The following is a 25514-nucleotide window of genomic DNA, read 5'->3' as shown; positions in this document are numbered from 1 at the left end:
GGCGGCGGTCAGCCCAGGCGCTGCAGCGGCACGGCCGCGAAGTCGCCGCGCGGGGCGGGGACCGAGGGCTCGCCGCGGGACTGGCGGACCAGCTCCTGGAGGTACCACTCCTGGAAGGTGCGCTGCTCGGGGCTGCGGGCCAGCGACAGCAGCCGCTGCTGGCGGCAGAACTCGTCGGCCAGGTCGAGCAGGGAGATGAAGCGCTCGATCGTGCGGCTGGCGGCAGGGGAGACGACCACGTCCAGGTCGACCCGCTCCGCACCGTCCGCCTGGGCCCGCAGGACCGGGGTGTCGTCGGTGCCCGCGCGCAGCTGGCGCTCGAGGTCGCCGAAGAGGTCGGAGAGGTCCTTGGCCAACGGGTAGTCGGACTCGTGGGCCAGGGACAGCAGGCGCACCTCGCGGCGCAGCTCGCGGAAGTGCCGACCGAACTCCAGGAACGCCTCCACCGGGACGTCACGGACCACGGCGGTCACCGCGTCCGCGGGGACCTCGTCGGGCTCGGCGGCCACGCCGGTGATCAGGCCCGGGGTCACCGTGTCCGAGAAGGTGCGGGCGGGGGCGAACCACACGGTCTTGCCGTCGGCCTCGATCTCGGCGCCCCAGGCGTCCGAGCAGCGCCCGACGATCGCCAGGCCACGGCCGAACGTGAGCAGGACGTCGTCGCCCTCGTCCTCGGCGCTCGGCAGCACCGGACGCTCGGGCGAGCCGTCGCGCACCTCGACCCGCGGGTGCTCCCGGGTGCCGCGCACCCGCACCTGGATGGGGGCCTCGCCGTGGAGCAACGCGTTGGTCACCAGCTCCGAGACCGCCAGCTCGGCGCACTCCACCAGTTCGGGCCGATCGATGTCGCGGCACGTGTCGACCACCCACCGGCGCGCGTCCTGCACGCTGCGGGGACCCGCTCCGAGCGAGAGCGCTGGTCGGTTGAGCGGCACGTGCGTGACTTCCCGTGGTCGGCTGGTGAGGAGAACGGGGGTGCCGTCCTGGCTGGGCGGATTCCCCCGCAGGCCCGGCGACAAACCGGGTCGTTGAATATTTTCCTGCCCCCACCCTGCCGGGTGAGGGCCCGTCTTGACCAGGGGTGTGCCGCCGATGGACCACCACTGTCAAGCCCTGCACGGGTTATCGGCCCGACCGGGGGCCGACCTGAGTGTGAGGCAGGAGACGCCCGTACGGGTTGGTTGAGGGGGGTGCCGGGGAGCCACACTGGTGAGTGGTCCACAGGCGCCAGACGGGGCGCCCGGGCCAGGGCCACGAGACCCGTGGTCGGACAGAGGCGAGAGACGTAGGCAGGGAGAGCCATGACCAAGGGGACCGACACCGCCGTGCAGGGCGTGACCGAGGAGGGCGCGGGCAAGCACCGGGTCGTCGTCATCGGGTCCGGCTTCGGTGGGCTCTTCGGCGCCAAGGCGCTGCGCCGCTCGGCGGTCGACGTCACGATGATCGCCAAGACGACCCACCACCTCTTCCAGCCGCTGCTCTACCAGGTGGCGACCGGCATCCTCTCCGAGGGCGAGATCGCCCCGCCCACGCGCGAGATCCTCAGCCGGCAGAAGAACGCCCAGGTCCTGCTCGGCGAGGTCACCGACATCGACCTCGAGCGGCGGCTCGTGGTCTCCCAGGTGCTCGGTCGCGAGACGGTGACGCCGTACGACTCCCTCTTGGTCGCCGCCGGTGCCACCCAGTCCTACTTCGGCAACGACCACTTCGCCGAGTTCGCCCCCGGCATGAAGACGATCGACGACGCCCTGGAGCTGCGAGGCCGCATCTTCGGCGCTTTCGAGATGGCCGAGCTCGGGGCGCTGCGTGGCGAGGACGTCGACCACCTCCTGACCTTCGTGGTCGTCGGTGCCGGGCCGACCGGTGTGGAGATGGCCGGCCAGATCGCCGAGCTCGCCCACCGCACGCTGACCCGCGACTTCCGCGCGATCAGCAGCCGCCAGGCGCGGGTGATCCTCGCCGACGCCGCGCCCCAGGTGCTGCCGCCCTTCGGCAAGAAGCTGGGCCAGAAGACCAAGAAGGAGCTGGAGAAGCTCGGCGTCGAGGTCATGCTCGGCGCGATGGTCACCGACGTCGACGAGCGCGGGCTGGTCGTCAAGCACAAGGACGGCAGCGAGGAGCGGATCGAGGCCGTCACCAAGATCTGGGCCGCCGGCGTCGCGGGCAGCCCGCTCGCGCGCACCCTGTCGGAGCAGACGGGCGCGCCGCTGGACCGCGCCGGGCGGATCGGGGTCAACCCCGACCTCACGCTGCCCGGCCACCCCGAGGTCTTCGTGGTCGGCGACATGATCGCCCTCGACAACCTGCCCGGCGTCGCGCAGGTCGCCATCCAGGGCGCGAAGTACGCCGCCAAGGAGATCGACGGCCGGCTCAAGGGCAAGCCCGCCCAGAAGCCGTTCACGTACTTCGACAAGGGCTCGATGGCCACCATCAGCCGCTTCCGTGCCGTCGCCATGGTCGGCAGGATCCGGATCACCGGCTTCGTCGCCTGGCTGATGTGGCTGGCGGTCCACCTCGTCTACATCACCGGTTTCAAGAACCGCGTGACCGCGGTCCTGCACTGGCTGGTCTCGTTCCTGGGTCGCGGCCGCGCCGAGCGCACCGCCACCGAGCAGCAGATCTTCGGCCGCACCGCCCTCGCCCGCCTCGAGCGCGGCGTGCAGGACCTCGTCTCCGACCCGGGGGAGTACGCCGACAAGCGGCTCGCCGACGAGCAGGCCCGCCGGGTCGCGCTGGAGGAGCAGGCCCTCGAGGAGGTCCGGCTCACCGACGCCGGCGAGCGCGGGGTCCGCGTCTGAGGCACGACGGGGAGCGAAGCGACCCGGCGTGACCCGAAGAGGTCGAGCGAGCCCCGCGACCGAGGGACGAGGTCGCGACGGGCGGGACGAGACCCGGTCTCCTGTCGGGAAGGGTCGCGGTCAGGCAGGCTCCATCGACTACTCGAAGTAGCGCGGCGGCGCCTTCTCCGGGTCCTGCTTGGCGAGGGCCTCCCGCGCCCAGCGCGGCAGCACGAAGAGGCCCTCGGCCTCGACGGTGACGCCCTCGGGTCCGATGAGGTGCCCGCGGGCCCACGTCTTGTAGGACTCCGCGCGCTCGATCCACGCCTCACCACGCAGCTCGCCCAACGGGGTGCCGCGCTTGTAGGTGAGGGTCAGGGTCGCGGTCATGCCCGGCTTGCCACCGGCTCCCGCGGACTCACCGAGCAGCTGGTCGAGGACCAGGGCGGACACGCCGCCGTGGACGAGGCCCGGAGGGCCCTCGTAGACCGCGCCCAGGTGGAAGTCCGACCACACGCGACCGTCGCGGTCGGGGTGGTGCTCGATCTTCAGCGGCGGCGCGACCGCGTTGCGCAGCCCCACGACGGTGTTGCCCCAGGGGCGGCCTCGGCCCTCGGCGGAGAAGCGGACGCCGTACGCCCCGTCGAGCTGCGAGGCCCGCAGCCGGGCCGTGAGCGCCTCGACCTCGGCCTGGACGGCGAGCACCTCCTCGTCCGCGACGAGGGTGCGCAGGCCGGCGTCGACCAGCTCGCGGATGGACTGGGTGAAGGGTCCGTAGAGGTCGCGCTGGCGCTCGACCTCCTCCTCGGGCAGGTCGTCACGCACGTAGCCGGGCATGGCCGGACTCTAGAACACGTTCTCGTTCTGGGCTGGTGGTCGGGCCGAGGGTGGGTGCTCAGAGGTCGGGGCGGTAGTACCGCAGTGCCTCCACCAGCCGGCGCAGGTCGACCATCGCGGGGGTGATCTCGAACGGGGCCAGCCCGCGGCGGTGCACGAGGAGCCGGGAGCCGCGGCGGCCCGGCGACCCGACGACCTCGAGCCGGGTGTGCGCGCCGGTCACCTCGAAGACGAACCGTCCCGCCTGCGAGCGCACCTCGAGTACGCCCCCGTGCAGCCCGACCCGGGTGGGCACCGACCCCGCGCGGATCGCCCACACGACGCCCGTGGCCAGGGCCAGGATCGCGGCCAGGCCGATGTCGGTCTCGTCCCGGCTGTCGTAGGCGCGCCAGGCGGCGATGCCGGTGGCCACCAGGCCCACCAGCAGCAGCACCGAGGTCACGCGCCGGGCCAGGGTGCGGGGCCGGAAGTCGATGCTCGGCGGCACGACGTCGGGCTGCGGGGGAGCGGCGGCCTCGCGCTGCGCGCGGAGCTCGTCGTACGCCGAGCGGGCGGGCGCGGCCTCGGTCGCCGGACCCTCAGGCGCGGCAGTCTCCGGTGCGACGGGCTGCTCGGTCGGGGCCGGGGCGGCTGCGGCCGTTCCGCTCGCGACCCGCTCCTCCGGCGTGCCGCGCACCGAGCGGTCCAGGGTGGTGCGCGCCGCCTCGACGTACGACCCCAGCGAGGGTCGCGGCCGACGCAGTGCGCGCCGCGGCGACTCGGGGGTGGTCTGTGCGACCGGCGGTGCTGCTGCCGGTGGGGTCGCCGTGGGAGTGGCGGGTGTGGTGGTGCCGCGCGCCTCCGGGGGTGCCGGGGCGGGCGCGGCACCGGGGTTGGCGGCACCGGGGTTGAAGGCACCGGGGTTGAAGGCGGCGAACACCGCAGCCGCGGCGTCCTGCTCTCCGCGTGGGGCGGCGCTCGGCCGCGGGGGCGGCGAGGGCGGCGCGGACGGGGAGGGCGGCGCGGAGGGCGAGGGCGGCGCGGCGGTCCGCGGATCCGGGTCGGGACCGCTCGCGGCCGCGGCCGCGGGCTCGTCGCCGCCGTCCGACGGGCCGGCGACCGGCACCTCGGCGGGGTGCGGCGGGACTGACGGGGCGGGAGCGACGTACGGCGTCGGCCGCTCTGCGGGCCACGGGGGCTCGTCGTACCCCTGGTGGGGCTCGGTCGAGGGCGCTCCACGCTCGGGTGCGGGAGGCGCGGGTCCGACGGTCGCGCGGGTCATCACCTCGTGCGGGGTCGCTCCGTCGTCGATCGCTCCGTGCTCGGCCGCTCCGTGCTCGACCGCTCCGTGCTCGACCGCTCCGGAGGCGTCGTCCGCCACCTCGTCAGCCGCTCCGTGCTCGACCGCTCCGGGGGCGTAGTCCGCCACCTCGTCGGCCACCCCGATGCCGACCGCCACCTCGTCGGCAGGTCGGTCGTCGGCAGGCTCCTCGCCGGCCGGGTCCGGTTCGAGCCCGGCCCGCCGGAACCGGGCGAGCCGCGACCGCTTCTCCACCGGGGCCTCGGCCTGGCGGCGTACCGACGCGATGACCACCGGCTCGAACTCGTCCAGCCCCACCGGCTCCCGGTGGGTCGGCGGCTGCGGGGCGGCCGCGGGACTCGGTGCGGGGTCCGCGGGCACCTGGGGCTCGTCGTCCTTACTCGCCGCGCCGTCCTCGGGGGACTCGGCCGCGGCCGCGTCCGGCGCCGCGACGCCCAGCGCGTCGGCCGCTGTCTCCGCCTCCGGGTGCTCGGTGCCGTCCGCCGCCGCGGGCGGGGTCCCCTCCTCGGCGGCGGCCGCCCCGGGGTCGGCCGGGTCCGCGCCGGCCAGTCCGGTCCGCGGCACGCCGTACGTGCGCGGCCGCGGCGCCTCGCCGGTGCTCTCCTGGCGGTGCGAGAGCCACCGGTCGAAGAGGTCGCTGCCGCCCTCGTCCCGCTCGCTCTCCTCGGCCATGGGCCCAGGTTAAGGGCGTGAGGGCCCTGTGTGCTGGGCTCCGGGCGACTCCGGGCGGGCTACTCCGGGCGGGCGGCCGGACCCGCGAGCCGACCCTGCGGCACCCGGGCTGGAGGTCCTCTCCGGCACCAGGTGCCGGAGAGGACCTCCACCTGTGACGACCAGGGTGCTGACGGGGCCTCCGAGGCGGGACGAGGTGCGGGTCGAGGTGCGGGTCGAGGTGCGGGTCGCGGTGCGAGTCGCGGTGGGGAGCCGTGCCCAGGCGCGTCCTCAGGCCTCGACCCCCACCTCGACCCGGGCCAGCGCCGCCTGCAGCTCGGGCAGCACCTCCTCGAGCGTCGCGCCCGAGCGCAGCACGACGACCGTGCTGCCAGCGGCGGACGTGCCGGGCCGGCCGACGCCGGGTGGGACCTGGTCGGGTGGGGCCTGGTCGGCGCCTCCCGACCGGCCGGTCGCCGCGACCGAGGCCAGCACCAGGCCCAGCGCCCGGTCCAGCTCACGCCGCGCCCCGTCGTCGTCGACGGCCCCGCGCAGCCAGCGCCGCAGCACGTGGTTGTGCGCGGTGACGATCGAGCCGGCGACCACCTCGGCACGCAGGTCGTCACCGGGCTCCTCGCCGGTCCAGCCGCGCAGCGCGTCGCGGAAGCGTCGGCGGTACCCCGCGGTCGAGCTGACCTCGCGGTCGCGCAGCGTGGGGACCGTGGCGGTCAGCCGGTAGCGGGCCCGCGCCAGGTCGCCCTCGGCCAGGTAGTGCTCCAGCACGATCCGTGCCGCCTCGGTCGCGCCGAGCGGCGCGGCACCCGGGTCGTCCCCGAGCGTGTCGAGCCGGGCGGCGACCCGGGCCGCGAGCGCCTCGTGGTCGGGGAAGATCACGTCCTCCTTGGACCCGAAGACCCGGAAGAACGTCGTGCGGCCGACCCCGGCCTCGGCCGCGATCTGGTCCACCGTCGTGGCGGCGTACCCCTGCTGCTCGAAGAGCGTGTACGCCGCCTGCCGCAGCCGCGCCGCGGTGTCGGTCGTGGTGGGGTCGGTCGTGGTGGTGCCGGTCGTAGGGCCGGTGCTGCCCGCGGCCGTGGTCGGCATGCGCCCTCCGGAGGTGGTGAGCCGATCTGGGGACCCACAGGTTGGTGGGACCGAGTCCCGAGCGTACGGTACTGAGTACCGCTCTCGATCGACGCCCGCCGGAGGAACCCGTGCCCGACACCCACACCAGCCCCCTCTTCGCCCTGTCCGAGGAGCACCAGGCCATCCGTTCCGCGGTGCGGGAGCTGTGCGACGCCAAGGTCGCGCCGTACGCCGCCCTCGTCGACGATGAGGCCCGCTACCCGCACGAGGCGGCCGCCGCCCTGCTGGCCGCCGACTTCCACGCCCCCCACGTGCCCGAGGAGTACGGCGGTGCCGGCGCCGACGCGCTCGCCACCGTGCTGGTGATCGAGGAGGTCGCCCGCGCCTGCGTCTCCTCCTCCCTCATCCCGGCCGTGAACAAGCTCGGCTCGCTCCCGGTCCAGCTGGCCGGCTCCGAGGAGCTGAAGAAGCACTACCTGGGCGCCCTGGCGCGCGGCGAGGGAGGCTTCTCCTACTGCCTGTCCGAGCCCGAGGCCGGCTCGGACGCCGCGGCGATGCGCACCCGCGCGGTCCGCGACGGGGAGGACTGGGTGCTCCACGGCACCAAGCGCTGGATCAGCAACGCGGGGGAGTCGGAGTTCTACACCGTGCTCGCGGTGACCGACCCCGACAAGCGCACCCGCGGCATCTCCGCCTTCGTGGTCGAGAAGTCCGACGCCGGCGTCTCCTTCGGCGCCCCCGAGAAGAAGCTCGGCATCAAGGGCAGCCCGACCCGCGAGGTCTACCTCGACAACGTCCGCATCCCCGCCGACCGGATGATCGGCGAGGAGGGCACCGGCTTCGAGCTGGCCATGCGCACCCTCGACCACACCCGCGTGACCATCGCCGCCCAGGCCGTCGGCGTCGCCCAGGGCGCGCTGGACTACGCGCTGGAGTACGCCCAGGAGCGACAGCAGTTCGGCAAGTCCATCAGCGACTTCCAGGGCCTGCAGTTCCTGCTGGCCGACATGGGGATGAAGGTCGAGGCGGCCCGCCAGATGACGTACGCCGCCGCCGGCCGCTCCGAGCGCGGCGACGCCGACCTGACCTTCTTCGGCGCGGCCGCGAAGTGCTTCGCCTCCGACGTGGCCATGCAGGTGACCGTCGACGCCGTCCAGGTGCTGGGCGGCTACGGCTACACCAAGGACTACCCGGTCGAGCGGATGATGCGCGACGCCAAGATCACCCAGATCTACGAAGGGACCAACCAGGTGCAGCGCATCGTCATGGCCCGCCAGCTCCTGGCCGGCATCCAGTCCCACCTCTGAGTCCGCCGCCCCGTCGGGGGCGGTCGGAACGCCACGGCAGGTCTCGCTCCCGCGAGGCCTGCCGTGGCGTTTCGCGTTGCGCTCATCCCGATCGAAATAACCCCCCAGGGGGTTGTGTTACGGTGGTCGACATGAACCCATGGGGGGGATACGTGGAGTCCATCGAGAGGGAGAGCAGAGCATGCGCGAGGTGACCGTGGAGGACGCAGCCGGGCTGATCGAGAGCGGCGCCGCCGCCATCGACGTGCGCGAGCCGGAGGAGTACGCCGCGGGCCACGTGCCAGGCGCGGTGAACATCCCCATGGGCCAGCTGCACCGCCGCCTCGGCGAGCTGGACCGCAGCCGCCGCCAGGTCGTCGTGTGTCGCTCGGGCAACCGCAGCGACGCCATGACCGACGTCCTGCTGGCCCACGGCTTCGAGGCCAGCAACATGCTCGGCGGCACCGTCGCCTGGGCCCGCGCGGGCCGTCCGATCGAGACGCCCGAGGTCGAGGAGCTGACCGTCCGGGTCGTCGAGACCCCCTCGCTGGGCGACCGCAGCTACCTCGTCCACGACGGCCGGGTCGCCTTCGTCGTCGACCCCCAGCGCGACATCGACCGTGTCCTGGAGGTCCTCGAGGCCGACGGGGTGCGGCTCACCCACGTCTTCGAGACCCACATCCACAACGACTACGTCACCGGCGGGCTGGCCCTGGCCGAGGCCACCGGTGCGGCGTACCACGTCAACGCCGAGGACCAGGTCTCCTTCCACCGCGTCCCGATCCGCGACGGAGACGTCCTGTCGGTCGGTGACCGCATGCGGGTACGCGTGATCGCCACGCCCGGCCACACGTTCACCCACCTGTCCTACGCGCTCGAGGACCACGGCGCGGCATGGCACCGCGCGGTCGGCGTCTTCACCGGCGGCTCGCTGCTGTACGGCGCCACCGGTCGCCCCGACCTGCTCGGCCCCGACCACACCGACGCGCTGGTCCGCCACCAGCACGCCTCGGCCCACCGGCTGGCCAGCGAGCTGCCCGACGAGGCCGAGGTCTTCCCGACCCACGGCTTCGGCTCGTTCTGCTCCGCGACCCAGTCCGACTCGACCTCCTCCACGATCGGGCAGGAGAAGCAGCAGAACCCGGTCCTGACCCAGGACGAGGAGACCTACGTCCGCGAGCTCCTCGCCGGGCTGGCTGCCTACCCGGCGTACTACGCCCACATGGGCCCGGCCAACAGCGCCGGTCCCGGCGCCCCCGACCTCAGCACGCCCGAGCACGCCGACGCCGCCGAGCTGCGGCGCCGGATCGAGGCCGGGGAGTGGGTCGTGGACCTGCGCCACCGCACCGCGTTCGCCGCCGGCCACGCTCCCGGCACCCTCAACTTCGGCCTCGACGGGGCGTTCTCGACCTACCTGGGCTGGATGATCGAGTGGGGCACCGCCGTGACCCTGCTGGGCGAGACCGCCGAGCAGGTCGCGGAGGCCCAGCGCGAGCTGGTCCGGATCGGCATCGAGCGTCCGGCAGCCCAGTCGACCGGCGGTCCCGAGGACTGGAGCGACCGCCCGCTGGGCCGGTTCGCGACCGCGACGTTCGCCGACCTCGCCGCCGTGCGCCACCACCGCGAGGTGGTCGTGCTCGACGTCCGGCGCGCCGACGAGCACGAGAAGACCTGGATCGAGGGTGCAGTGAACATCCCCATCCACGATCTGCCGCGCCGCCTGGACGAGGTCCCGGCCGGTGAGGTGTGGGTGCACTGCGCCGGGGGCTACCGCGCCTCCGTCGCGGCCTCGTTCATCGCCGCCGCAGGCCGCGACCTGGTCGCGATCGACGACTCCTTCGACCACGCCGCCGAGGCCGGCCTGCCGATGGTCGGGCCCGAGGCCTGATCGCACCGTGCTGCTCGTCGCCGTCGCCGCCGGCCTGCTGATCGGGCTGGCCCTGGGAGCCCTCGGGGGCGGAGGGTCGATCCTCGCCGTCCCCGTGCTGGTCTACCTGCTCGGCCAGTCGCCGACGCAGGCGACCACCGGCTCCCTCGTCGTGGTCGGCCTGACCTCCGTGGTCGGGGCGGTCGCCGCGCGCCGGGCCGGGCACGTCCGGCTCGGTCGCGGGGTGGCCTTCGGCCTGGTCGCCACCGGCGGCGCGGTCGTGGGCGCAGTGGCGGCGGCGGCGGTGCCGGCCGAGGTGCTGATGGCGCTCTTCGCGCTGCTGATGCTGCTGGTCGGCGCGCTCATGGTGCGTCGGCTGCGCCGGCACCGTGAGAGCGGCCAGGGCCCGCGGCCGGGCCTGGACGACCCGATCGTCGGGTGGTCGCGCGGGGACGGGCGCTTCGGCGCCTTCCGCTGCGACTGCCCGCGGGCGGCCAAGCTGCTGGTCACGGCCACCGTCGTGGGCCTGCTGACCGGCTTCCTCGGGGTGGGCGGCGGCTTCGTCGTCGTGCCCGCCCTGCTGCTCGCCTTCGACCTGCCCATGCCCGACGCCGTCGGCACCTCGCTGGTGGTCATCACCGTCACGAGCGCGGTCGCCCTCGCCGTCCGGGCGGGCTCCGGCACCGTCCCCGACTGGACCCCGGTGCTCGTCCTGACCGTGGTCGCCGCCGCAGGCGCCGTGCTGGGCGCCCGCGTCGGTCACCGAGCCGACGCCGTGCGCCTCCAGGCGGCCTTCGCCGTGCTGACCCTCGTCGTGGCCATGTACACCGCCGTGCGTGCGGTCCCCGACCTGCTCGCCGCCGTCCCGACCTGGGTCGCCTGACCCGCCCCCACCACCCCGTCCGCACCACGCACCCCAGGAGAGACCCATGTGCCGACCGACCACCTGCAAGAAGTGCAGCAAGACCACCTGGGCCGGCTGCGGCCAGCACGTCGCCTCCGTCAAGGCGATGGTCCCCGCCGACCAGTGGTGCCACGGCCACCAGGACGAGAAGGGTCAGGGCCAGGGCGGCGGGTTCCTCGCTCGCCTCTTCGGCCGCTGACCGGGCGGGCGCACCCCCGCCGTACCCTCTCTTCCACCCGACCACCCCAGGAGAGACCCATGTGCCAACCGACCACCTGCCGGCAGTGCGGCAAGACCACCTGGGCGGGCTGCGGCGAGCACGTCGCCGAGGCCCGGGCGATGGTGCCCGCCGAGGAGTGGTGCGGCCACGAGGGCCAGCCGGGCCAGCCCTGAGCGGGTAGCCGGGCGGCTCGCCCGTCCGGGCGCTGGTCCACGGAGGCTCCGGTGCCAGCCTGGGACGATGCGTCGTCCCAGCCCGGAGACCCGTGCCGACCTGGTCCAGGTCGCGAAGTCAGTCCTCGCCACCGGCCTCGCGTGGGTGGCGGCGGCGCGCGTCCTCGACCTCGAGGCCGCCTTCCTGGCCCCGTGGGTCGCGCTGCTGACCGTCCACGCGACCGTCTACCGGTCGGTGTGGAACGGCGCACAGGCCGTGCTGGCGGCCGGCCTGGGCCTGGTGGTCTCGTACGCCGCCGTGGCACTGCTCGGCTACCAGCTGGTCGCGGCGCCGGCCCTGCTGGTCGCCGTGCTGGTGGGCCTGCTGCTCTCCCGCGTCTTCCTCGCCCGGGACGAGGGTGTCAACGTGGCGACGACCGCGATCTTCGTCATCACCGCCGGCTACGCCGCCCAGGAGTCGCTGCTGGCGCAGCGGCTGCTCGACACCCTCGTCGGCGTCGCCATCGGGCTGCTGGTCAACCTGCTCATCGCCCCGCCGCTGGACGAGCGGGTCGCCGAGCGCGCCCTCGAGGACGTCAGCGGCCGGATGGGTCGGCTCCTGGTGGGCATGGCCGGCGACCTGCGCACCGACGTGGATCAGGAGGTCACGGACGGGTGGATCGAGGCCACCCGCGACCTGGACGAGCGGCTGGACCGGGCGCAGGAGCACCTGTCCTTCGCGCGCGAGAGCCGCTGGGCCAACCCGCTGCGCCACCGCTCGGCCCGCACCGGGGACCCCGAGGCTGCAGCCGAGGTCCTGGTGCGGCTCGAGGACGGCGTGGCCCAGACCCGCGCCATCGCCCGCGTCGTCCACGAGTCGGTCGGGCGGGGCGAGGAGTGGGACGAGCGGTTCCGCCTGCGGTGGACCGACCTGCTGCGCCAGGTGGGGTCACGTGTCGCCGATCCCGGGCTGGACGTCGAGGACGCCCGTCCGGAGCTGGAGCGCCTGGTCGCCGACCTCTCCGACGAGGGCCTGCCGCGACGGCACTGGCCCCTGTACGGCGCGCTGCTCACCGCCCTCGGCAACGTCGCGTCCATCATCGACGACGTCGCCTCCGGGCCCGTGGCGGCGCAGCGGGCCTGACCCCCGGTCCGGCGGAGCGGCGGGCCGGGGCTCGCGGCGGGCCGTCGACGCGACCGTGCCCCCGCGCTGGGCTACGGTGCCGGGCGTGAGCGTCGAGCCGGCCGCGGGAACGGGCAGCTGGGCTCGGTGGCGTGACTACGCCGCCGACCCGACCGCGGACCTGCCCCGCATCCTCGGCGCGGCGCTGACCGCCTTCGCCGAGCACGGCTACCACGGCACCTCGATCCGCGACATCGCCTCCGCCGCGGGGCTCTCGGTGCCCGGCGTCTACCACCACCACCGCTCCAAGCAGGAGATCCTGCGGGCGCTGATGGACGTCGCCATGGACGAGCTCCTCGGCCGCTGCGAGGCGGCGCTGGCCTCGGCCGGCACCGACCCGGCGGCCCGCTTCGACGCGCTGGTGGAGTCGTTCGTGCGGTTCCACATGTCCCGCCGCCCGCAGGCCTTCGTCGGCTCGAGCGAGATCCGCAGCCTCGAGCCGGACAACCGGGCGGCGTACGTCGCGCGGCGCGACGCTGCGCAACAGCTGGTCGAGGACGCGGTGCGCGACGGTGTGGCCGCCGGGGTCCTCGCTGCTGAGCACCCCGACGAGGTGGCGCGGGCGATCTCCTCGCTGTGCGTCGGCGTGGCCTCCTGGTACCGCCCCGACGGGCCGCTGACCCCCGACCAGGTCGTCGAGCGGCACCTCGTGCTGGCGCGGCGGATGGCTGGCGCACCCGGCTGAGCCCTGGCATCCTGGCGGCCGGACAACCGAGCGACCGCTCGGTCGGAGCCGCTCGGCTCCGGCGTACCGGTCCCGAGGAGGAGCGTCATGAGCCACGACCTGGGGCGGTTCCCCGAGCACGTGCGGTCGGTCGTCGAACGCACCCGCACCCTGGTGCGTGAGGTCGTGCTGCCGCTGGACGACGCCCACGACGGCGACGTGGAGGCGGCCGGCGGTGAGGACCTGCGGGCACGGCTGCAGGCGGCGGCCAAGGAGGCGGGGGTCTTCGCACCGCACGCGCCGGTGGACTGCGGCGGTCTGGGGCTCGGGATGGTCGACCGGGCGCCGGTCTTCGAGGAGGCGGGCTACTCGCTCTTCGGCCCGATGGCGCTGAACATCAACGCTCCCGACGAGGGCAACATCCACCTGCTCGACCACGTGGCCTCGGCGGCCCAGCGTGAGCGCTACCTCGAGCCGCTGGCGCGTGGGGAGGTGCGCTCGGCGTTCGCGATGACCGAGCCGTCGCCCGGCGCGGGCTCGGACCCGTCGCTGCTCGCGACCCGGGCGACGAAGGTCGACGGTGGCTGGGTCGTCAACGGGACCAAGCGGTTCATCACCGGTGCCGACGGGGCGGGCTTCTTCATCACCATGGCCCGCACCAGCGGCGAGCCCGGTGGTGCGGGTGGCGCGACGATGTTCCTGATGCCGGCCTCGACCGAGGGGCTGCGGGTGGTGCGGCACGTGGGGATGGTCGACACCTCGATGCTGGGCGGGCACTGCGAGGTGGAGTACGTCGATGCCTTCGTGCCCGACGAGGACGTGCTCGGCGGCGTCGACGAGGGCTTCGCCTACGCCCAGGTGCGGCTGGGTCCGGCCCGGATGACGCACGTGATGCGCTGGACCGGCGCGGTGCGGCGGGCCCACGAGGTGGCGGTGGCCTACGTGGCCTCCCGCGAGGCCTTCGGGTCGCGGTTGGCCGACCAGGGGATGGTCCAGCAGCTCGTCGCCGACAACGAGATCGACCTGGCCGCGATCCGGGCACTGCTGATGGAGGCCTGCCGGGTGCTCGACGACGGCGGGCGCGGCAACAAGGAGACCTCGATCGCGAAGACCTTCGCCGCCGAGGCGTTGCACCGGGTGGCCGACCGGTCCCAGCAGCTGTGCGGCGGTCTGGGGGTCTCGACCGAGCTGCCGGTGGCGAAGATCGCCCGCGAGGTGCGGCCGTTCCGGATCTACGACGGTCCCTCGGAGGTGCATCGCTGGTCGATCGCGCGTCGCGCCGTGCGGGCGATCACCGCCGAGCCCGGCGACCCGGCCGCGGGCCGGTCGTGAGCCGGGACGCGAGCGCAGCGGCCGGCGCCGGCGTACCTGCCCTCTCCGAGACCGAGCTCGCCGCGGTCGCGGAGGTGATGGCCGGTGCCGGGGTCGACCTGGCGGGTCCGTTGTCGGCGCGGCTGATCGCGGGCGGGCGGTCCAACCTGACCTTCAGGCTGGACGACGGTACGTCGACATGGGTGCTGCGCACACCGCCGCGGGCCGGCCGCACGCCGTCGGCGCACGACGTGGCGCGGGAGTTCCGGGTGACCTCGGCGCTGGCCGGCAGCGGGGTCCCGGTGCCGCCGGCCGTCGTGCTCTGCGAGGACGACTCGCTCATCGGCGGACCCTTCGCGGTCGCCGGCTTCGTGCCCGGCCGCACGATCCAGACCGCCGCGCAGCTCGACGAGCTGACCGACACGACGACCGACGGCGTGGTCACTGCGCTCTCCTCGACCCTCGCGGCGCTGCACCACGTCGACCACGTGGCGGTGGGGCTGGAGCGCTTCGGCCGCCCGGACGCGTACGCCGCTCGCCAGCTCACCCGCTGGGCCGGCCAGTGGGAGATCGTCGGGGCCGAGGCCGGTCCGTCGGTGCGCGCGATGGCCGACGCCCTCGTCGAAGGCCTCGGCGACCGGCTGCCCCGGCAGGCCGCGACCGGCATCGTCCACGGCGACTACCGGATCGACAACACGCTGCTCGCCCTCGACGGCGTGCCGGCCGTGCCGCCGTCGGTGTCGGCCGTCGTGGACTGGGAGCTCTCGACCATCGGCGACCCGGTCGCGGACGTGGCGATGATGTGCGTCTACCGCAACGCCGCGCTGGACCTGGTGATCGGCGAGCCGACCGCCTGGACCAGCCCGCGGCTCCCCGACGCGGCCGGCCTGGCCGCGGCGTACGAGGCCGCCGGCGGCGTCGCCCTCGTCGACCTCGACGAGCACCTCGCGCTCGGACACCTCAAGCTCGCCGTCATCGCGGCCGGCATCGACCACCGCCACCGCGCCGGCGCCACCTCGGGCCCGGGCTTCGACACCGCCGGCCAGGCGGTCCCGGTCCTGCTGGAGGCGGGGCTGGCGGTGCTGGGCGCGGGGTAGTCCGACTCAGTTCTGATGCCCCGCGCGCGCTGAGCATCAGAAGTGATTCGGACTACCCCGACCCGCGCCTCAGACGTAGCGCTCGAGGATCGTCGACTCCGCCAGGCGCGACAGCCCCTCGCGGACCGAGCGGGCCCGGAGCTCACCGACGCCCTCGACGGCCTGCAGGTCGTCGACGCCGGCGGAGAGCAGCTTCTGCAGGGTGCCGAAGTGCTCGACCAGGCGGTCGACCACGGTGCCGGGCAGGCGGGGGACCTTGGCGAGCAGGCGGTAGCCGCGGGGGGCGACCGCGCCGTCGAGGTGGTCGCCGCTCCCGAGGCCGAGCACCCGCGCGACGGCCGCGGGGTCCACGAGGTCGGTGGGGGAGAGCGCGGCCATGGTGGCGAGCAGGTCGGCGGGGTCGTCGAGCGGGTGGGCGTCGGGGAGGTAGTCGCGCACGACCAGCTCGCGCTCGGAGTCCACGCCGGTGACGAGCTCCTCCAGCTGCAGCGAGAGCAGCCGACCGTCGGTGCCGAGCTCGAGCACGTAGTCCTCGATCTCGCGGGCGATCCGGGTCACCATCTCCAGGCGCTGCGCCACGACGGCGACGTCGCGGACGGTGACGAGGTCCTCGATCTCCAGCGCCGACAGGGTCGAGGAGACCTCGTCGAGACGCAGCTTGTAGCGCTCGAGGGTCGCCAGCGCCTGGTTGGCGCGCGACAGGATCTGGCCGGAGTCCTCCAGCACGTGCCGGGTCTCCCCGACGTACGCCGCGATGATCTGCATCGACTGGCTCACCGAGATCACGGGGAAGCCGGTCTGCTTGGCCACGCGGTCGGCCGTGCGGTGGCGGGTGCCGGTCTCCTCCGAGGGGATCGTGTGGTCGGGCATGAGGTGGACCGCGGCCCGGATGATCCGGTTGAGGTTGGCGTCGACGATGATCGCGCCGTCCATCTTGGCCAGCTCGCGCAGGCCGGTGGCGGTGAACGGGACGTCGAGCTCGAACCCGCCGGTGCTGATGCCGTCGACGACGCGGTCGCGGCCGATCACGATGAGGGCGCCGGTGCGGCCGCGGAGGATGCGCTCGAGCCCGTCACGCAGCGGCGTGCCGGGGGCGATCGACGCGAGGGTCTCGCGCAGTCGCAGCGTGTCGTCGGTGCGGTCGGTCGCCACGGGTCTCCTCGGGCCTCGGGCGCGTCCGTGCGCGCCACTCCTCGGCAGTGTAGGGCGGGGACCTCCCTGCGGTCGTGTGACATGCGCACCCCTCGGGGTGGGGGCGACGCCGCTGTCGGGGAGAGGTCGGTGGCGCAGTGGACCCCAGCAGGGACTAGAAGTCAGGGACCGCGGGGGCGCGGCCGGCGTTGCGCCCGGTCAGCCGCAGCACGTCGAGAGCGGTGATGACGCTCGGCACCTCCAGGACCCGCATCCCGTCGACCGTGCGGGCGGGTGCCGGCCGGCCCCGCTGGTCAGGACCGGCGGGGACGACCGCGACCTTGAACCCCAGCCGGGCCGCCTCGGCCAGCCGCTGCGGCAGGTCGCGCACCCGGCGCAGCTCGCCGGAGAGGCCGATCTCGCCGATGGCGATCGTCCCCACCGGGGCCGCCTCGTCGAGGTAGGAGGAGACGAGCGCGACGGCCAGGGCCAGGTCGCTCGCGGGCTCCTGCAGCCGGGCGCCGCCGACGGTGGAGGCGAAGACGTCGAGCCCGGCGAGCTTCATGCCGCAGTGCCGCTCCAGCACGGCCAGCACCAGTGCGGTGCGCTGGCCGTCGAGCCCGCTGACCGTGCGTCGCGGCTTGTCGAGGGTCGACTGGGTGACCAGCGCCTGGACCTCGGCCAGCAGCGGGCGCCGCCCCTCCATGGTCACGCCCACGCAGGTGCCGGCGACCTTGCCGTGGTGCTGCTCCACGAACAGCCCGGTGGGGTCCGCCACGGCCTCGATGCCGGAGGCGTCGAGCTGGAAGCAACCGACCTCGTCGACCGGGCCGAAGCGGTTCTTCATCGCGCGGACCATCCGGAACCGGCTGTTGCGGTCGCCCTCGAAGTGCAGCACCACGTCGACCAGGTGCTCCAGCACCCGCGGCCCGGCGATCGAGCCGTCCTTGGTGACGTGGCCGACCAGGACGGTGGTGATGTTGCGGGTCTTGGCCACCCGGATCAACGCCGCGGCGACCTCCTTGACCTGCGTGACGCCGCCGGGCACCCCGTCGACGCCGGAGGCGCCGATGGTCTGCACCGAGTCGACGACCAGCAGCGTCGGGCGCACCTCCTCGACGTGGGTCAGCAGCGCGCCGAGGTCGGTCTCGGCGGCGAGGAACAGCTCTGCCTCGACCGCACTCGTGCGGTCGGCGCGCAGCCGCACCTGGGAGGCCGACTCCTCGCCGGTGACGTAGAGGGTGCGGTGCCGCTGCCGCGCGGTCTGCGCGGCCACCTCGAGCAGCAGCGTGCTCTTGCCGACCCCGGGCTCGCCCGCGAGCAGGATCGCCGCACCCGGCACCAGGCCTCCGCCCAGCACCCGGTCGAGCTCGCCCACGCCGCTGCTGCGGAACGCCGACTCCTCCACCGAGACCTGGCCGATCGGGACCGCGGGCGTGGTGACCGGCGCGGCCGCGGCCCGCAGCGTGGGCGCCGCGGTCTCGGCGACCGAGCCCCAGGCCTGGCACTCCCCGCAGCGACCGACCCACTTGCCGGTCTCCCAGCCGCACTCGGAGCAGCGGTAACCCGGACGGGCGGGCTTGGCGGTGCGGGCGGCTGGCATGGGGGAGACGCTAGGCGAGGGCGCCGACAGTGGTCGGGGCGACGCGCGCCCCAGCCTGCACGGCGCCGCTCGAGCGCCGCACCCCACCCGACCAGGGCCGGTCCGTCCCGGGCGCGGATATGCTGCGGCGTACGTCGTTGGATCGATCCATCCCGGCGCGGCAGCCAGCCGACCAGTCAGGGCGAGGAGGTGCGGTGAACCGGATCCCCGGTCGGATGCCGACCACGCCGCCGACCCTGGCCGACGTCGCCGAGCGTGCAGGGGTCTCCCGGCAGACCGTCTCCAACGCCGTCAACAACCCCGACCTGCTGCGCGCCGACACCCTCATGCGCGTGCAGGAGGCGATCAGCGAGCTCGGCTACCTCCCGAACCGCGCGGCCCGCAACCTGCGCACCCGCTCCTCCCACCTCATCGGCCTGCGCATCCAGCCGGTGCAGGAGGGCACCGCCAACGCCACCATGGACCGCTTCGTCCACTCCCTGGTGGAGACCTCGCGCGAGGCGGGCTACCACGTGCTCCTCTTCTCCGGGGACGTCGGCGACCCGCTGGCCGGGTACGACGACCTCCTGCGCTCCACCGCCGTCGACGCCTTCGTGGTGACCGACACCTACCTGGGCAATCCGCAGGCGACCTGGCTGGACTCGCGCCGGGCCCCGTTCGTGGCCTTCGGGCGGCCGTGGGACAACCCCGGGGCGACCCACGCCTGGGTCGACGTCGACGGGGCAGCCGGCTGTCGGCTCGCCACCGACCACCTGCTCGACAAGGGCCACGAGCGGATCGCCTGGATCGGGTGGCGCAAGGACTCCTTCATCGGCGAGGACCGCCGCTCCGGCTGGCACGGCGCCATGCACGCCCGCGGCCTGCCGACCACCGGCCTGGCCTCCCGCGTCGAGGACACCGTGGCCTCCGGCCGCTCGGCCGCGGGGGTGCTGCTGGACGAGGCCCGCCCGACGGCCTTCGTCTGCGCCTCCGACACGCTCGCGATGGGGGTGCTGCACACGCTGCACGAGCGCGGCCTGCGCGCCGGCGACGACGTCGCGGTCGTGGGGTTCGACGACTCGCAGGTCGCCCAGGTCGTGCGCCCCGGCCTCTCCTCGGTGCGCCAGCCGCTCGAGGAGGTCGCCGTCGAGGTCGTCTCCGCCCTGGAGGGCCTGCTCGGCCACCCGCGCGTCGCGCACCGCGGCGTCCTGCTCACCCCCACGCTCGAGGTGCGCGACTCCTCCGGCCCCGACCGCCGCTGACCGCCGCTGACCGCCGCTGACCGCCGAGCCTCAGGTACGCCGCCAGAGCACGTCCACGGCGTAGTCGACCTCCAGCGTCCCGGCCGGCAGGTCGGCGAGCACCTCGCCCGCCACCGGCCCGGGCAGCTCGATCGAGACGACGGCCTCGAGGTCCTCGCGGGAGCCGAAGGACCACCGCGTGAGGACCGGCACCCGCGCGTACCCGGCCGACTCCCAGTACGCCTGCTTCTCCGCGGGCGTGGCCACCTCGGGGAACCCCCGGGCGAACCACGACCCGAAGGTCGAGCGGGACGCGTCGTTGTCGACCACGACGTGCACGCCGCCGGGGCGCAGCAGCCGGGCGACCTCGGCCAGACCGGGCTCGCTGCCGGGGCCGAAGAAGTAGGCCCACCGCGAGTGCACGAGGTCGACGGAGGCGTCGGGCAACGGCACGGACTGGGCGGTGCCCTCCACCACCCGCACGTGCGGGAGCCGGCGGGTGCGGCGGGCGGCGATGGCCCGCAGGTCGGCGTGCGGCTCGACCCCGACGACCGAGCCGGCCGTGGTCGCGAAGCGGGGCAGGTGGAAGCCGGTGCCGCAGCCCAGGTCCAGGACGTCGAGCCCGGCCCAGGAGCTGCCGGGGAGCACCGAGGCGATCGCGGCCTCGACCAGCCCGTCGGGGTCGAAGGCGCGGTTCTCGACCTCGTAGGTCTCGGTGTGGTGCCAGATGTTGGGGGAGGGGCGGGTGCCCTCGGGAGCCGCGGGCGTCTCCGGCGACCCCGGGTCAGCAGCGCTCACGCGCCGGTCAGAGCCGGACGAGGCCCTGCGGGGTCTGGACCTGCACGGCGATGATGCCGGGGGTGCCGTGCGGGGCGACCCACTCGACCTTGACGTCCTCGAGCGGCGCCTCGACCGACTCGCCGAGCCACTCGCTGACCCGCTGCGGGTCGCCGGCGATCTCCAGGCAGGCCAGGCTGTAGGCGCCGTCGGCACCGTTGCTGGGGTGCAGCTCCGCGCCGACCTCCCACTGGATGAAGAACGGCAGCTGCGGGTCCGCCATCAGGCCGTTGATGCCGATCTGCTTCCAGCGCAGCTCGACCCCGTCGGGACGGTGCCGGCTGCCCTGGGCAGCGGCGCGCCCCAGACGCTCCTCGGGGACGGCGATGTCACCGACGGCCACGGCCCAGCCCAGCCAGCCGCCGCCGAGGGCGGAGCGGGCGCGGACGGCCTGGCCGAAGGGGGCCTTGTCGGAGGCGGGGTGGTCGAGGACCTCGACGATCTCGAGGTAGGTCCGGTCGGCCAGCGGCAGCACCATGTTGCGGGTGCCGAAGCGGGGGTGGACACCGCCGTCGAGGAACTCGCAGCCGAGTAGGGCACCGATGCGGCGGGCGGTGCTCTCCAGACCATCGGGTCCTGCGGCGTACGAGAGGTGGTCCAGGCGCATGGCGTCCAGTGTGGGAGACGACCCCTTGACTCCTGGCATCGGGGTCGAGGTCTCTCGACGTCGAGACACCCGGTCCGTGGAGGGTCTGTCCGGGGTGGGGGATGGGCTCAGTGCGGGTCGGCGGGGTGCAGCGCGAGCGCCGACCGCGAGCGCACGTGGGCCTCGCAGTGCCGCACCAGCTCGGCGTACGCCGCGGGGCCGATGAGCTCCGTCAGCTCCGGCCCGTAGGTGACGAAGACCGGCTCGACGGCGACGTGCGCCTCGGTGTTGCCGGTGCAGTACCAGTCCAGGTCGTGCCCGCCCGGGCCCCAGCCGCGCCGGTCGTACTCCGCGATCGAGACCTCGGTGTAGGAGGTGCCGTCGGGGCGCTCGACGTCGCGGAAGGTGCGGCGCACCGGCAGCTGCCAGCACACGTCGGGCTTGGTCTCCAGCGGGTTGCGGCCCTCGCGGACGGCCAAGGCGTGAAGGGCGCAGCCCCCGCCGCCGATCCCGTTGCCGGGGTGGAAGCCGGGGCGGTTGGCGAAGACGCACGCCTGCTGCCCGTCGACCTCGATGGTGCGGGTCTTGCGGGCGCCCTCGTCGTCCTTCTCCACCCAGTCCTTGCGCTTGAGCTTTCCGGCGGGCTTGTGCTGCCACAGGGAGTCGTCGAGGCGCTCGACGGCGGCGGCGACGCGCTCCTCGTCCTCGTCGTCGGCGAAGTGCGCCCCGAGGGTGCAGCACCCGACGTCGGGGGCGTCCGCGTAGATCCCGGCGCAGCCGGTGCCGAAGATGCACGTCCACGACGACGTCAGCCACGTGAGGTCGCAGCGCAGGACCTCGTCGGCGTCGGCGGGGTTGGGGAACTCCACCCACGCACGCGGGAAGTCCAGCATCACCTCGGGCACGGCGCACAGGCTAGGTCACTGGTGCGCGTCGACCGGCAGGACGCGGCCGGCGGCGAGGTCTCGCAGCAGTACGGTGGGCCCATGCGCCTGGGGGTCCTCGACATCGGGTCCAACACCGGACACCTGCTGGTCGTCGACGCCCACGGGGGCGCGGCGCCGCTGCCGGCGTACTCCTACAAGGAGCCGCTGCGCCTCGCCGAGCACCTCGTGCCCGCCGGCCCCGACGAGGGCGCGGTGTCGGAGACCGGCATCGAGGCGCTCACGGACTTCACCGCCCAGGCCCTGCAGGTCGCCGAGGACAAGGGGTGCGAGGAGATCCTCGCGTTCGCGACCTCGGCGGTGCGCGACTCGGCGAACGCCGACGCGGTGCTGGAGCACGTGCACGAGCGGACCGGTCAGCGGATCGAGGTGCTCTCGGGCGAGGACGAGGCCCGCCTGACCTTCCTGGCCGTACGCCGGTGGTTCGGCTGGTCCGCGGGCCGGCTGGCCGTGTTCGACATCGGCGGTGGGTCGTTGGAGATCGCCGGCGGCGCCGACGAGGCCCCCGACGTGGCCTGGTCGCTGCCGCTCGGCGCGGCCCGGCTGGCCAGGACGCACTTCGCCCGAGGCCCCGTCGACGAGGACACCGTGCGCGCGCTGCGCAAGGAGATCCGCACCGAGATCGCCCGCGACGCCGGGCACCTGCTGCGCATCGGCCCGCCCGACCACGCCGCGGCCACGTCGAAGACCTTCCGCTCGCTGGCCCGCATCTGCGGCGCCGCGCCCTCCTCCGAGGGCCCGCTGGTCCCGCGGGTGCTCCCGCTGGCCGACCTGCGGGAGTGGATCCCCAAGCTGGTCGACATGGAGGACGAGGCGCTCGCCGAGCTGCCCGGGGTCTCGGCCAGCCGCACCCACCAGCTCGTCCCCGGTGCGCTGGTCGCGGAGGCGTGCATGGACATCTTCGGCCTCGAGGCGCTGGAGATCTGCCCGTGGGCGCTGCGCGAGGGCGTCATCCTGGAGAAGCTCGACCAGCTCTCGGTCCTCGGCTGAGACCACACTGGGACCGGCGGGCGGTCCCGGGGCGCCCCGGACCGACGACCGGGCAACCACCGACGCGAGAGGATGGGCACGTGACGACGCGGATCGGGCTGTCGACGTCCTCGGTGTACCCCGAGTCGACCGCGCACGGCTTCGCCTACGCCGCGCGGCTGGGGTACGACGCGGTCGAGGTGATGGTCGGCATCGACGCCCTCTCCCAGCAGACCGCGGCGGTGCGCCAGCTCTCCGAGCACCACGGCCTGCCGATCTGCGCCGTGCACGCGCCGACCCTGCTGCTCACCCAGCGTGTCTGGGGCACAGAGCCCTGGGGCAAGCTCGAGCGGTCCGCGGAGATGGCCCACGAGGTGGGCGCCGGCACCGTCGTCGTGCACCCGCCGTTCCGCTGGCAGAAGGAGTACGCCAAGGGGTTCGTCGAGGGCATCGCCGCCCTCGAGGCCTCCACCGGCCTGGCCTTCGCGGTGGAGAACATGTACCCCTGGCGCGCCCAGGTCCGTGGCCGCACCGCCGGCACCGAGATGTACCTCCCCGGCTGGGACCCCTCGGCCGAGGAGTACGCCCACGCCACCATCGACCTCTCCCACGCCGCCATCGCCGAGGACGACGTCGTCGAGATGGCCCAGCGGCTCGGCGAGCGGCTCCACCACGTGCACCTCACCGACGGCTCCGGCTCGGCCAAGGACGAGCACCTGGTGCCCGGCCGCGGCGGCATGGGTGCGGCCCGCTTCCTGCGGCACCTCGCGGCCACGGGCTTCGGCACGGCGTACGGCGGCGACATCGTGCTCGAGATCAACACCCGCCGCTGCGCGGACGCCGAGGAGCGCGAGGCCGACCTGCGGCAGTCGCTGGAGTTCGCCCGCGAGCACTTCACCGTGCCTGCGACCTGACGAGGGGCCCGACGTAGCCTGTCGGGCATGTCGTTGCTCCGCCAGCCGCTCCTGCTCCTGTCGCGCAGCGAGGCGGTGAAGAAGGTCGTCTCGACGATGCCGGTCTCGGCGGGGATCGTGCAGGGCTACGTGCCCGGCGAGACGACCGAGTCGGCGGTCGACGCCACGGCGCGGCTGCAGGACGACGGGCTCAAGGTGACCCTCGACTTCCTGGGTGAGGACACCACCGACGCCGCCCAGGCGCAGGCCACCGTGGACGCGTACGTCGACATGCTCTCGGCGCTCTCCGCCCGCGGGCTCGCCCACGGCGCCGAGGTGTCGGTGAAGCTCTCGGCGGTCGGGCAGGCGTTGCCCGACGGCGGTCACGCGATCGCGCTGGAGAACGCCCGCACCATCTGCCGGGCCGCGCGCAACGCCGGCACCACCGTCACCCTCGACATGGAGGACCACACCACCACCGACTCCACGCTGGAGATCCTGCGCGAGCTGCGCCAGGACTTCCCGGAGACCGGCGCGGTGCTGCAGGCCTACCTCCACCGCACCGAGGCCGACTGCCGCCAGCTCGCGCACGAGGGCTCGCGGGTGCGGCTGTGCAAGGGCGCGTACGCCGAGCCCGAGGAGGTCGCCTTCCAGGACAGGCTCGACGTGGACAAGTCCTACGTCCGCTGCCTCAAGGTGCTGATGGCCGGCCAGGGCTACCCGATGATCGCCACCCACGACCCGCGGATGGTCGAGATCGCCTCCTCGCTCGCCAGCCGCCAGGGACGCGCGCCCGGCACCTACGAGTTCCAGATGCTCTACGGCATCCGACCCGAGGAGCAGCGCCGCCTGGCGGCGGCCGGCGAGACCGTGCGGGTCTACGTCCCCTACGGCACCGAGTGGTACGGCTACCTCATGCGCCGCCTCGCCGAGCGTCCGCAGAACCTGTCATTCTTCGTGAAGTCGTTGATCTCGAAGAAGTAGGGCCTGCCCGTCGGCGCAGGCCCAGGACGGGGACACAGCATGGCCAGCCAGACCGCGATCATCGGTGCCGGCGTGATGGGGGAGACCCTGCTGTCGGGCCTCGTGCGCTCCGGGCGCCGGGTTGACGACCTGCTGGTGGGCGAGAAGCGCGCCGAGCGGGTCACCGAGCTCGAGGAGCGGTACGGCGTCACCGTCGTCGGCAACCGCGAGGCCGCCGAGAAGGCCGACACCGTCGCCCTGGTGGTCAAGCCCCAGGACATGGCCGACGTGCTGGCCGAGATCGCCCCCGTGCTGCGCCCCGGCCAGCTGCTCGTGAGCCTGGCCGCCGGCACCACGACCGGGTTCATCGAGTCCCACGTGCCCGAGGGCGTCGCGGTCGTCCGGGTCATGCCCAACACCCCGGCGCTCGTCGACGAGGGCATGGCCGCGGTCTCGCCCGGGTCGCACTGCTCCGAGGCACAGCTCGCCGAGGCCGAGTCGCTCATGGCCTCGGTCGGACGCGTCGTACGCATCCCCGAGCGGCAGCAGGACGCCGTCACCGCCATCAGCGGTTCCGGCCCGGCCTACATCTTCTTCGTCGTGGAGTCGATGATCGAGGCCGGCGTGCACCTCGGGCTGCCCCGCTCCACGGCCTCCGAGCTGGTCATCCAGACCCTCGTCGGCAGCGCCAAGATGCTGCGCGAGACCGGCACCCACCCCACCGTCCTGCGCGAGCAGGTCACCAGTCCCGGCGGCACCACCGCCTCCGCGCTGCGCGAGCTCGAGGTGCACCGGGTCCGGGCGGCGTTCCTCGCCGCCATGGAGGCCGCCCGCGACCGCTCGCGCCAGCTCGCGGAGGGCAGCTGAGGCTCTCCCCGGGCGTGGTGGGGCACCGACGGTGGTCGGTGGGTGCGGTGCGCGCCGCCGCGCTCGAACGGCGGGTGGGGCGCGCGGGCCCGCGGTCCGCCGGGGGCGCCCCCTTCGTCGCAACCACCCTTCTCGTTCGTCCCTCACGAGAAGGGGGCCAGGCCCA

24 protein-coding genes are annotated in these 25514 nt (G+C 74.3%); 15 read left to right on the top strand and 9 right to left on the bottom strand.

From position 1 onward, the window contains the following. Positions 1 to 8: 8 nt before the first annotated feature. Positions 9 to 887, bottom strand: coding sequence for an ATP-binding protein (locus Q1V71_RS13255; RefSeq protein ID WP_367280147.1), 879 nt, complete (start codon positions 885 to 887; stop codon positions 9 to 11). Between the two features lie 414 nt (positions 888 to 1301). On the opposite strand from Q1V71_RS13255, the gene Q1V71_RS13250 reads away from it, so the two are divergent. Then, positions 1302 to 2798: an NAD(P)/FAD-dependent oxidoreductase gene (locus Q1V71_RS13250; RefSeq protein ID WP_300644301.1), complete on the top strand. Its 1497-nt coding sequence runs from the start codon at positions 1302 to 1304 to the stop codon at positions 2796 to 2798. 138 nt (positions 2799 to 2936) lie between these two features. Here Q1V71_RS13250 and Q1V71_RS13245 read toward each other — a convergent pair whose 3' ends face one another. The 3 genes from Q1V71_RS13245 to Q1V71_RS13235 form a co-directional block, all read right to left on the bottom strand. Then, the gene (locus Q1V71_RS13245) at positions 2937 to 3614 is read right to left on the bottom strand and encodes a PaaI family thioesterase (protein ID WP_300644300.1); all 678 of its coding nucleotides are present in this window, start codon (positions 3612 to 3614) and stop codon (positions 2937 to 2939) included. A 58-nt stretch (positions 3615 to 3672) separates the two neighbouring features. After that, entirely contained in the window at positions 3673 to 5586 is a 1914-nt protein-coding gene (locus tag Q1V71_RS13240) for a hypothetical protein (RefSeq protein ID WP_300644298.1), read from the bottom strand. Positions 5587 to 5856: 270 nt separating this feature from the next. Then, positions 5857 to 6669, bottom strand: coding sequence for a TetR/AcrR family transcriptional regulator (locus Q1V71_RS13235; RefSeq protein ID WP_300644297.1), 813 nt, complete (start codon positions 6667 to 6669; stop codon positions 5857 to 5859). Positions 6670 to 6779: 110 nt separating this feature from the next. Here Q1V71_RS13235 and Q1V71_RS13230 point away from each other — a divergent pair, with 110 nt between their 5' ends. The 9 genes from Q1V71_RS13230 (at position 6780) to Q1V71_RS13190 (ending at position 15335) form a co-directional block, all read left to right on the top strand. Continuing rightward, positions 6780 to 7958, top strand: a complete 1179-nt coding sequence (locus Q1V71_RS13230) for an acyl-CoA dehydrogenase family protein (RefSeq protein WP_300644296.1) — start codon at positions 6780 to 6782, stop codon at positions 7956 to 7958. Positions 7959 to 8139: 181 nt separating this feature from the next. Continuing rightward, positions 8140 to 9825 (top strand): rhodanese-like domain-containing protein, encoded by a 1686-nt coding sequence (locus tag Q1V71_RS13225; protein ID WP_300644295.1) that lies wholly within the window; start codon positions 8140 to 8142, stop codon positions 9823 to 9825. A gap of 7 nt (positions 9826 to 9832) precedes the next feature. Continuing rightward, on the top strand, positions 9833 to 10687 hold the full coding sequence (locus tag Q1V71_RS13220; protein ID WP_300644294.1) for a sulfite exporter TauE/SafE family protein: 855 nt from the start codon (positions 9833 to 9835) through the stop codon (positions 10685 to 10687). A 46-nt stretch (positions 10688 to 10733) separates the two neighbouring features. After that, positions 10734 to 10907: a hypothetical protein gene (locus tag Q1V71_RS13215; protein ID WP_300644293.1), complete on the top strand. Its 174-nt coding sequence runs from the start codon at positions 10734 to 10736 to the stop codon at positions 10905 to 10907. A 59-nt stretch (positions 10908 to 10966) separates the two neighbouring features. Next, the gene (locus Q1V71_RS13210) at positions 10967 to 11101 is read left to right on the top strand and encodes a hypothetical protein (protein ID WP_300644292.1); all 135 of its coding nucleotides are present in this window, start codon (positions 10967 to 10969) and stop codon (positions 11099 to 11101) included. 67 nt (positions 11102 to 11168) lie between these two features. Further along, the gene (locus Q1V71_RS13205; RefSeq protein WP_300644290.1) at positions 11169 to 12224 is read left to right on the top strand and encodes an aromatic acid exporter family protein; all 1056 of its coding nucleotides are present in this window, start codon (positions 11169 to 11171) and stop codon (positions 12222 to 12224) included. An 85-nt stretch (positions 12225 to 12309) separates the two neighbouring features. Continuing rightward, positions 12310 to 12948, top strand: coding sequence for a TetR/AcrR family transcriptional regulator (locus Q1V71_RS13200; RefSeq protein WP_300644289.1), 639 nt, complete (start codon positions 12310 to 12312; stop codon positions 12946 to 12948). 87 nt (positions 12949 to 13035) lie between these two features. Beyond that, on the top strand, positions 13036 to 14259 hold the full coding sequence (locus tag Q1V71_RS13195; RefSeq protein WP_300644288.1) for an acyl-CoA dehydrogenase family protein: 1224 nt from the start codon (positions 13036 to 13038) through the stop codon (positions 14257 to 14259). Then, positions 14256 to 15335, top strand: a complete 1080-nt coding sequence (locus tag Q1V71_RS13190; RefSeq protein ID WP_300644287.1) for a phosphotransferase family protein — start codon at positions 14256 to 14258, stop codon at positions 15333 to 15335. Before Q1V71_RS13195 ends, Q1V71_RS13190 begins: the two co-directional genes overlap by 4 nt. Before the next feature lie 69 nt (positions 15336 to 15404). Here Q1V71_RS13190 and disA read toward each other — a convergent pair whose 3' ends face one another. Both disA and radA read right to left on the bottom strand, forming a co-directional pair. Beyond that, on the bottom strand, positions 15405 to 16487 hold the full coding sequence (disA, locus tag Q1V71_RS13185) for a DNA integrity scanning diadenylate cyclase DisA (RefSeq protein ID WP_300644286.1): 1083 nt from the start codon (positions 16485 to 16487) through the stop codon (positions 15405 to 15407). A gap of 154 nt (positions 16488 to 16641) precedes the next feature. Continuing rightward, the gene (gene radA, locus Q1V71_RS13180) at positions 16642 to 18069 is read right to left on the bottom strand and encodes a DNA repair protein RadA (RefSeq protein WP_300644285.1); all 1428 of its coding nucleotides are present in this window, start codon (positions 18067 to 18069) and stop codon (positions 16642 to 16644) included. Positions 18070 to 18263: 194 nt separating this feature from the next. Between radA and Q1V71_RS13175 the strand changes: the two genes are divergently transcribed. Then, entirely contained in the window at positions 18264 to 19310 is a 1047-nt protein-coding gene (locus tag Q1V71_RS13175; RefSeq protein ID WP_300644283.1) for a LacI family DNA-binding transcriptional regulator, read from the top strand. 30 nt (positions 19311 to 19340) lie between these two features. Here the strand turns inward: Q1V71_RS13175 and Q1V71_RS13170 are convergent, their stop codons facing one another. From Q1V71_RS13170 to Q1V71_RS13160, 3 genes are all read right to left on the bottom strand, one after another. Continuing rightward, the gene (locus Q1V71_RS13170) at positions 19341 to 20087 is read right to left on the bottom strand and encodes a class I SAM-dependent methyltransferase (RefSeq protein WP_300644282.1); all 747 of its coding nucleotides are present in this window, start codon (positions 20085 to 20087) and stop codon (positions 19341 to 19343) included. A 7-nt stretch (positions 20088 to 20094) separates the two neighbouring features. After that, entirely contained in the window at positions 20095 to 20733 is a 639-nt protein-coding gene (locus tag Q1V71_RS13165; RefSeq protein ID WP_300644281.1) for a VOC family protein, read from the bottom strand. Positions 20734 to 20840: 107 nt separating this feature from the next. Next, a complete protein-coding gene (locus Q1V71_RS13160; protein WP_300644280.1) occupies positions 20841 to 21617 on the bottom strand; it encodes a hypothetical protein in 777 nt (258 codons plus the stop codon). Between the two features lie 81 nt (positions 21618 to 21698). On the opposite strand from Q1V71_RS13160, the gene Q1V71_RS13155 reads away from it, so the two are divergent. The 4 genes from Q1V71_RS13155 (at position 21699) to proC (ending at position 25348) form a co-directional block, all read left to right on the top strand. Next, positions 21699 to 22646 (top strand): Ppx/GppA phosphatase family protein, encoded by a 948-nt coding sequence (locus Q1V71_RS13155; RefSeq protein ID WP_300644279.1) that lies wholly within the window; start codon positions 21699 to 21701, stop codon positions 22644 to 22646. An 80-nt stretch (positions 22647 to 22726) separates the two neighbouring features. Next, positions 22727 to 23539, top strand: coding sequence for a sugar phosphate isomerase/epimerase (locus tag Q1V71_RS13150; protein WP_300644277.1), 813 nt, complete (start codon positions 22727 to 22729; stop codon positions 23537 to 23539). Positions 23540 to 23572: 33 nt separating this feature from the next. After that, positions 23573 to 24502, top strand: a complete 930-nt coding sequence (locus Q1V71_RS13145; RefSeq protein WP_300644355.1) for a proline dehydrogenase family protein — start codon at positions 23573 to 23575, stop codon at positions 24500 to 24502. A gap of 39 nt (positions 24503 to 24541) precedes the next feature. Next, positions 24542 to 25348: a pyrroline-5-carboxylate reductase gene (gene proC, locus Q1V71_RS13140; RefSeq protein WP_300644275.1), complete on the top strand. Its 807-nt coding sequence runs from the start codon at positions 24542 to 24544 to the stop codon at positions 25346 to 25348. The last annotated feature ends 166 nt before the right edge of the window (positions 25349 to 25514 follow it).

The sequence above is a fragment of the Nocardioides sp. genome (assembly GCF_030149505.1).
In the GTDB taxonomy this organism is placed as follows: Bacteria; Actinomycetota; Actinomycetes; order Propionibacteriales; family Nocardioidaceae; genus Nocardioides.
Note: the sequence above shows the minus strand (reverse complement) of the source record. Positions and strands in the feature narration are given on the sequence as shown.

What these genes read in the sequence shown, in the direction of transcription:
- Q1V71_RS13155 (WP_300644279.1), top strand. Translation starts at nt 21,699, where the DNA reads ATGCGCCTGGGGGTCCTCGACATCGGGTCCAACACCGGACACCTGCTG.
- Q1V71_RS13165 (WP_300644281.1), bottom strand. Translation starts at nt 20,733, where the DNA reads ATGCGCCTGGACCACCTCTCGTACGCCGCAGGACCCGATGGTCTGGAG.
- proC (WP_300644275.1), top strand. Translation starts at nt 24,542, where the DNA reads ATGGCCAGCCAGACCGCGATCATCGGTGCCGGCGTGATGGGGGAGACC.
- Q1V71_RS13210 (WP_300644292.1), top strand. Translation starts at nt 10,967, where the DNA reads ATGTGCCAACCGACCACCTGCCGGCAGTGCGGCAAGACCACCTGGGCG.
- Q1V71_RS13250 (WP_300644301.1), top strand. Translation starts at nt 1,302, where the DNA reads ATGACCAAGGGGACCGACACCGCCGTGCAGGGCGTGACCGAGGAGGGC.
- Q1V71_RS13225 (WP_300644295.1), top strand. Translation starts at nt 8,140, where the DNA reads ATGCGCGAGGTGACCGTGGAGGACGCAGCCGGGCTGATCGAGAGCGGC.
- Q1V71_RS13245 (WP_300644300.1), bottom strand. Translation starts at nt 3,614, where the DNA reads ATGCCCGGCTACGTGCGTGACGACCTGCCCGAGGAGGAGGTCGAGCGC.
- Q1V71_RS13195 (WP_300644288.1), top strand. Translation starts at nt 13,036, where the DNA reads ATGAGCCACGACCTGGGGCGGTTCCCCGAGCACGTGCGGTCGGTCGTC.
- Q1V71_RS13235 (WP_300644297.1), bottom strand. Translation starts at nt 6,669, where the DNA reads ATGCCGACCACGGCCGCGGGCAGCACCGGCCCTACGACCGGCACCACC.
- Q1V71_RS13215 (WP_300644293.1), top strand. Translation starts at nt 10,734, where the DNA reads ATGTGCCGACCGACCACCTGCAAGAAGTGCAGCAAGACCACCTGGGCC.
- Q1V71_RS13240 (WP_300644298.1), bottom strand. Translation starts at nt 5,586, where the DNA reads ATGGCCGAGGAGAGCGAGCGGGACGAGGGCGGCAGCGACCTCTTCGAC.
- Q1V71_RS13205 (WP_300644290.1), top strand. Translation starts at nt 11,169, where the DNA reads ATGCGTCGTCCCAGCCCGGAGACCCGTGCCGACCTGGTCCAGGTCGCG.
- radA (WP_300644285.1), bottom strand. Translation starts at nt 18,069, where the DNA reads ATGCCAGCCGCCCGCACCGCCAAGCCCGCCCGTCCGGGTTACCGCTGC.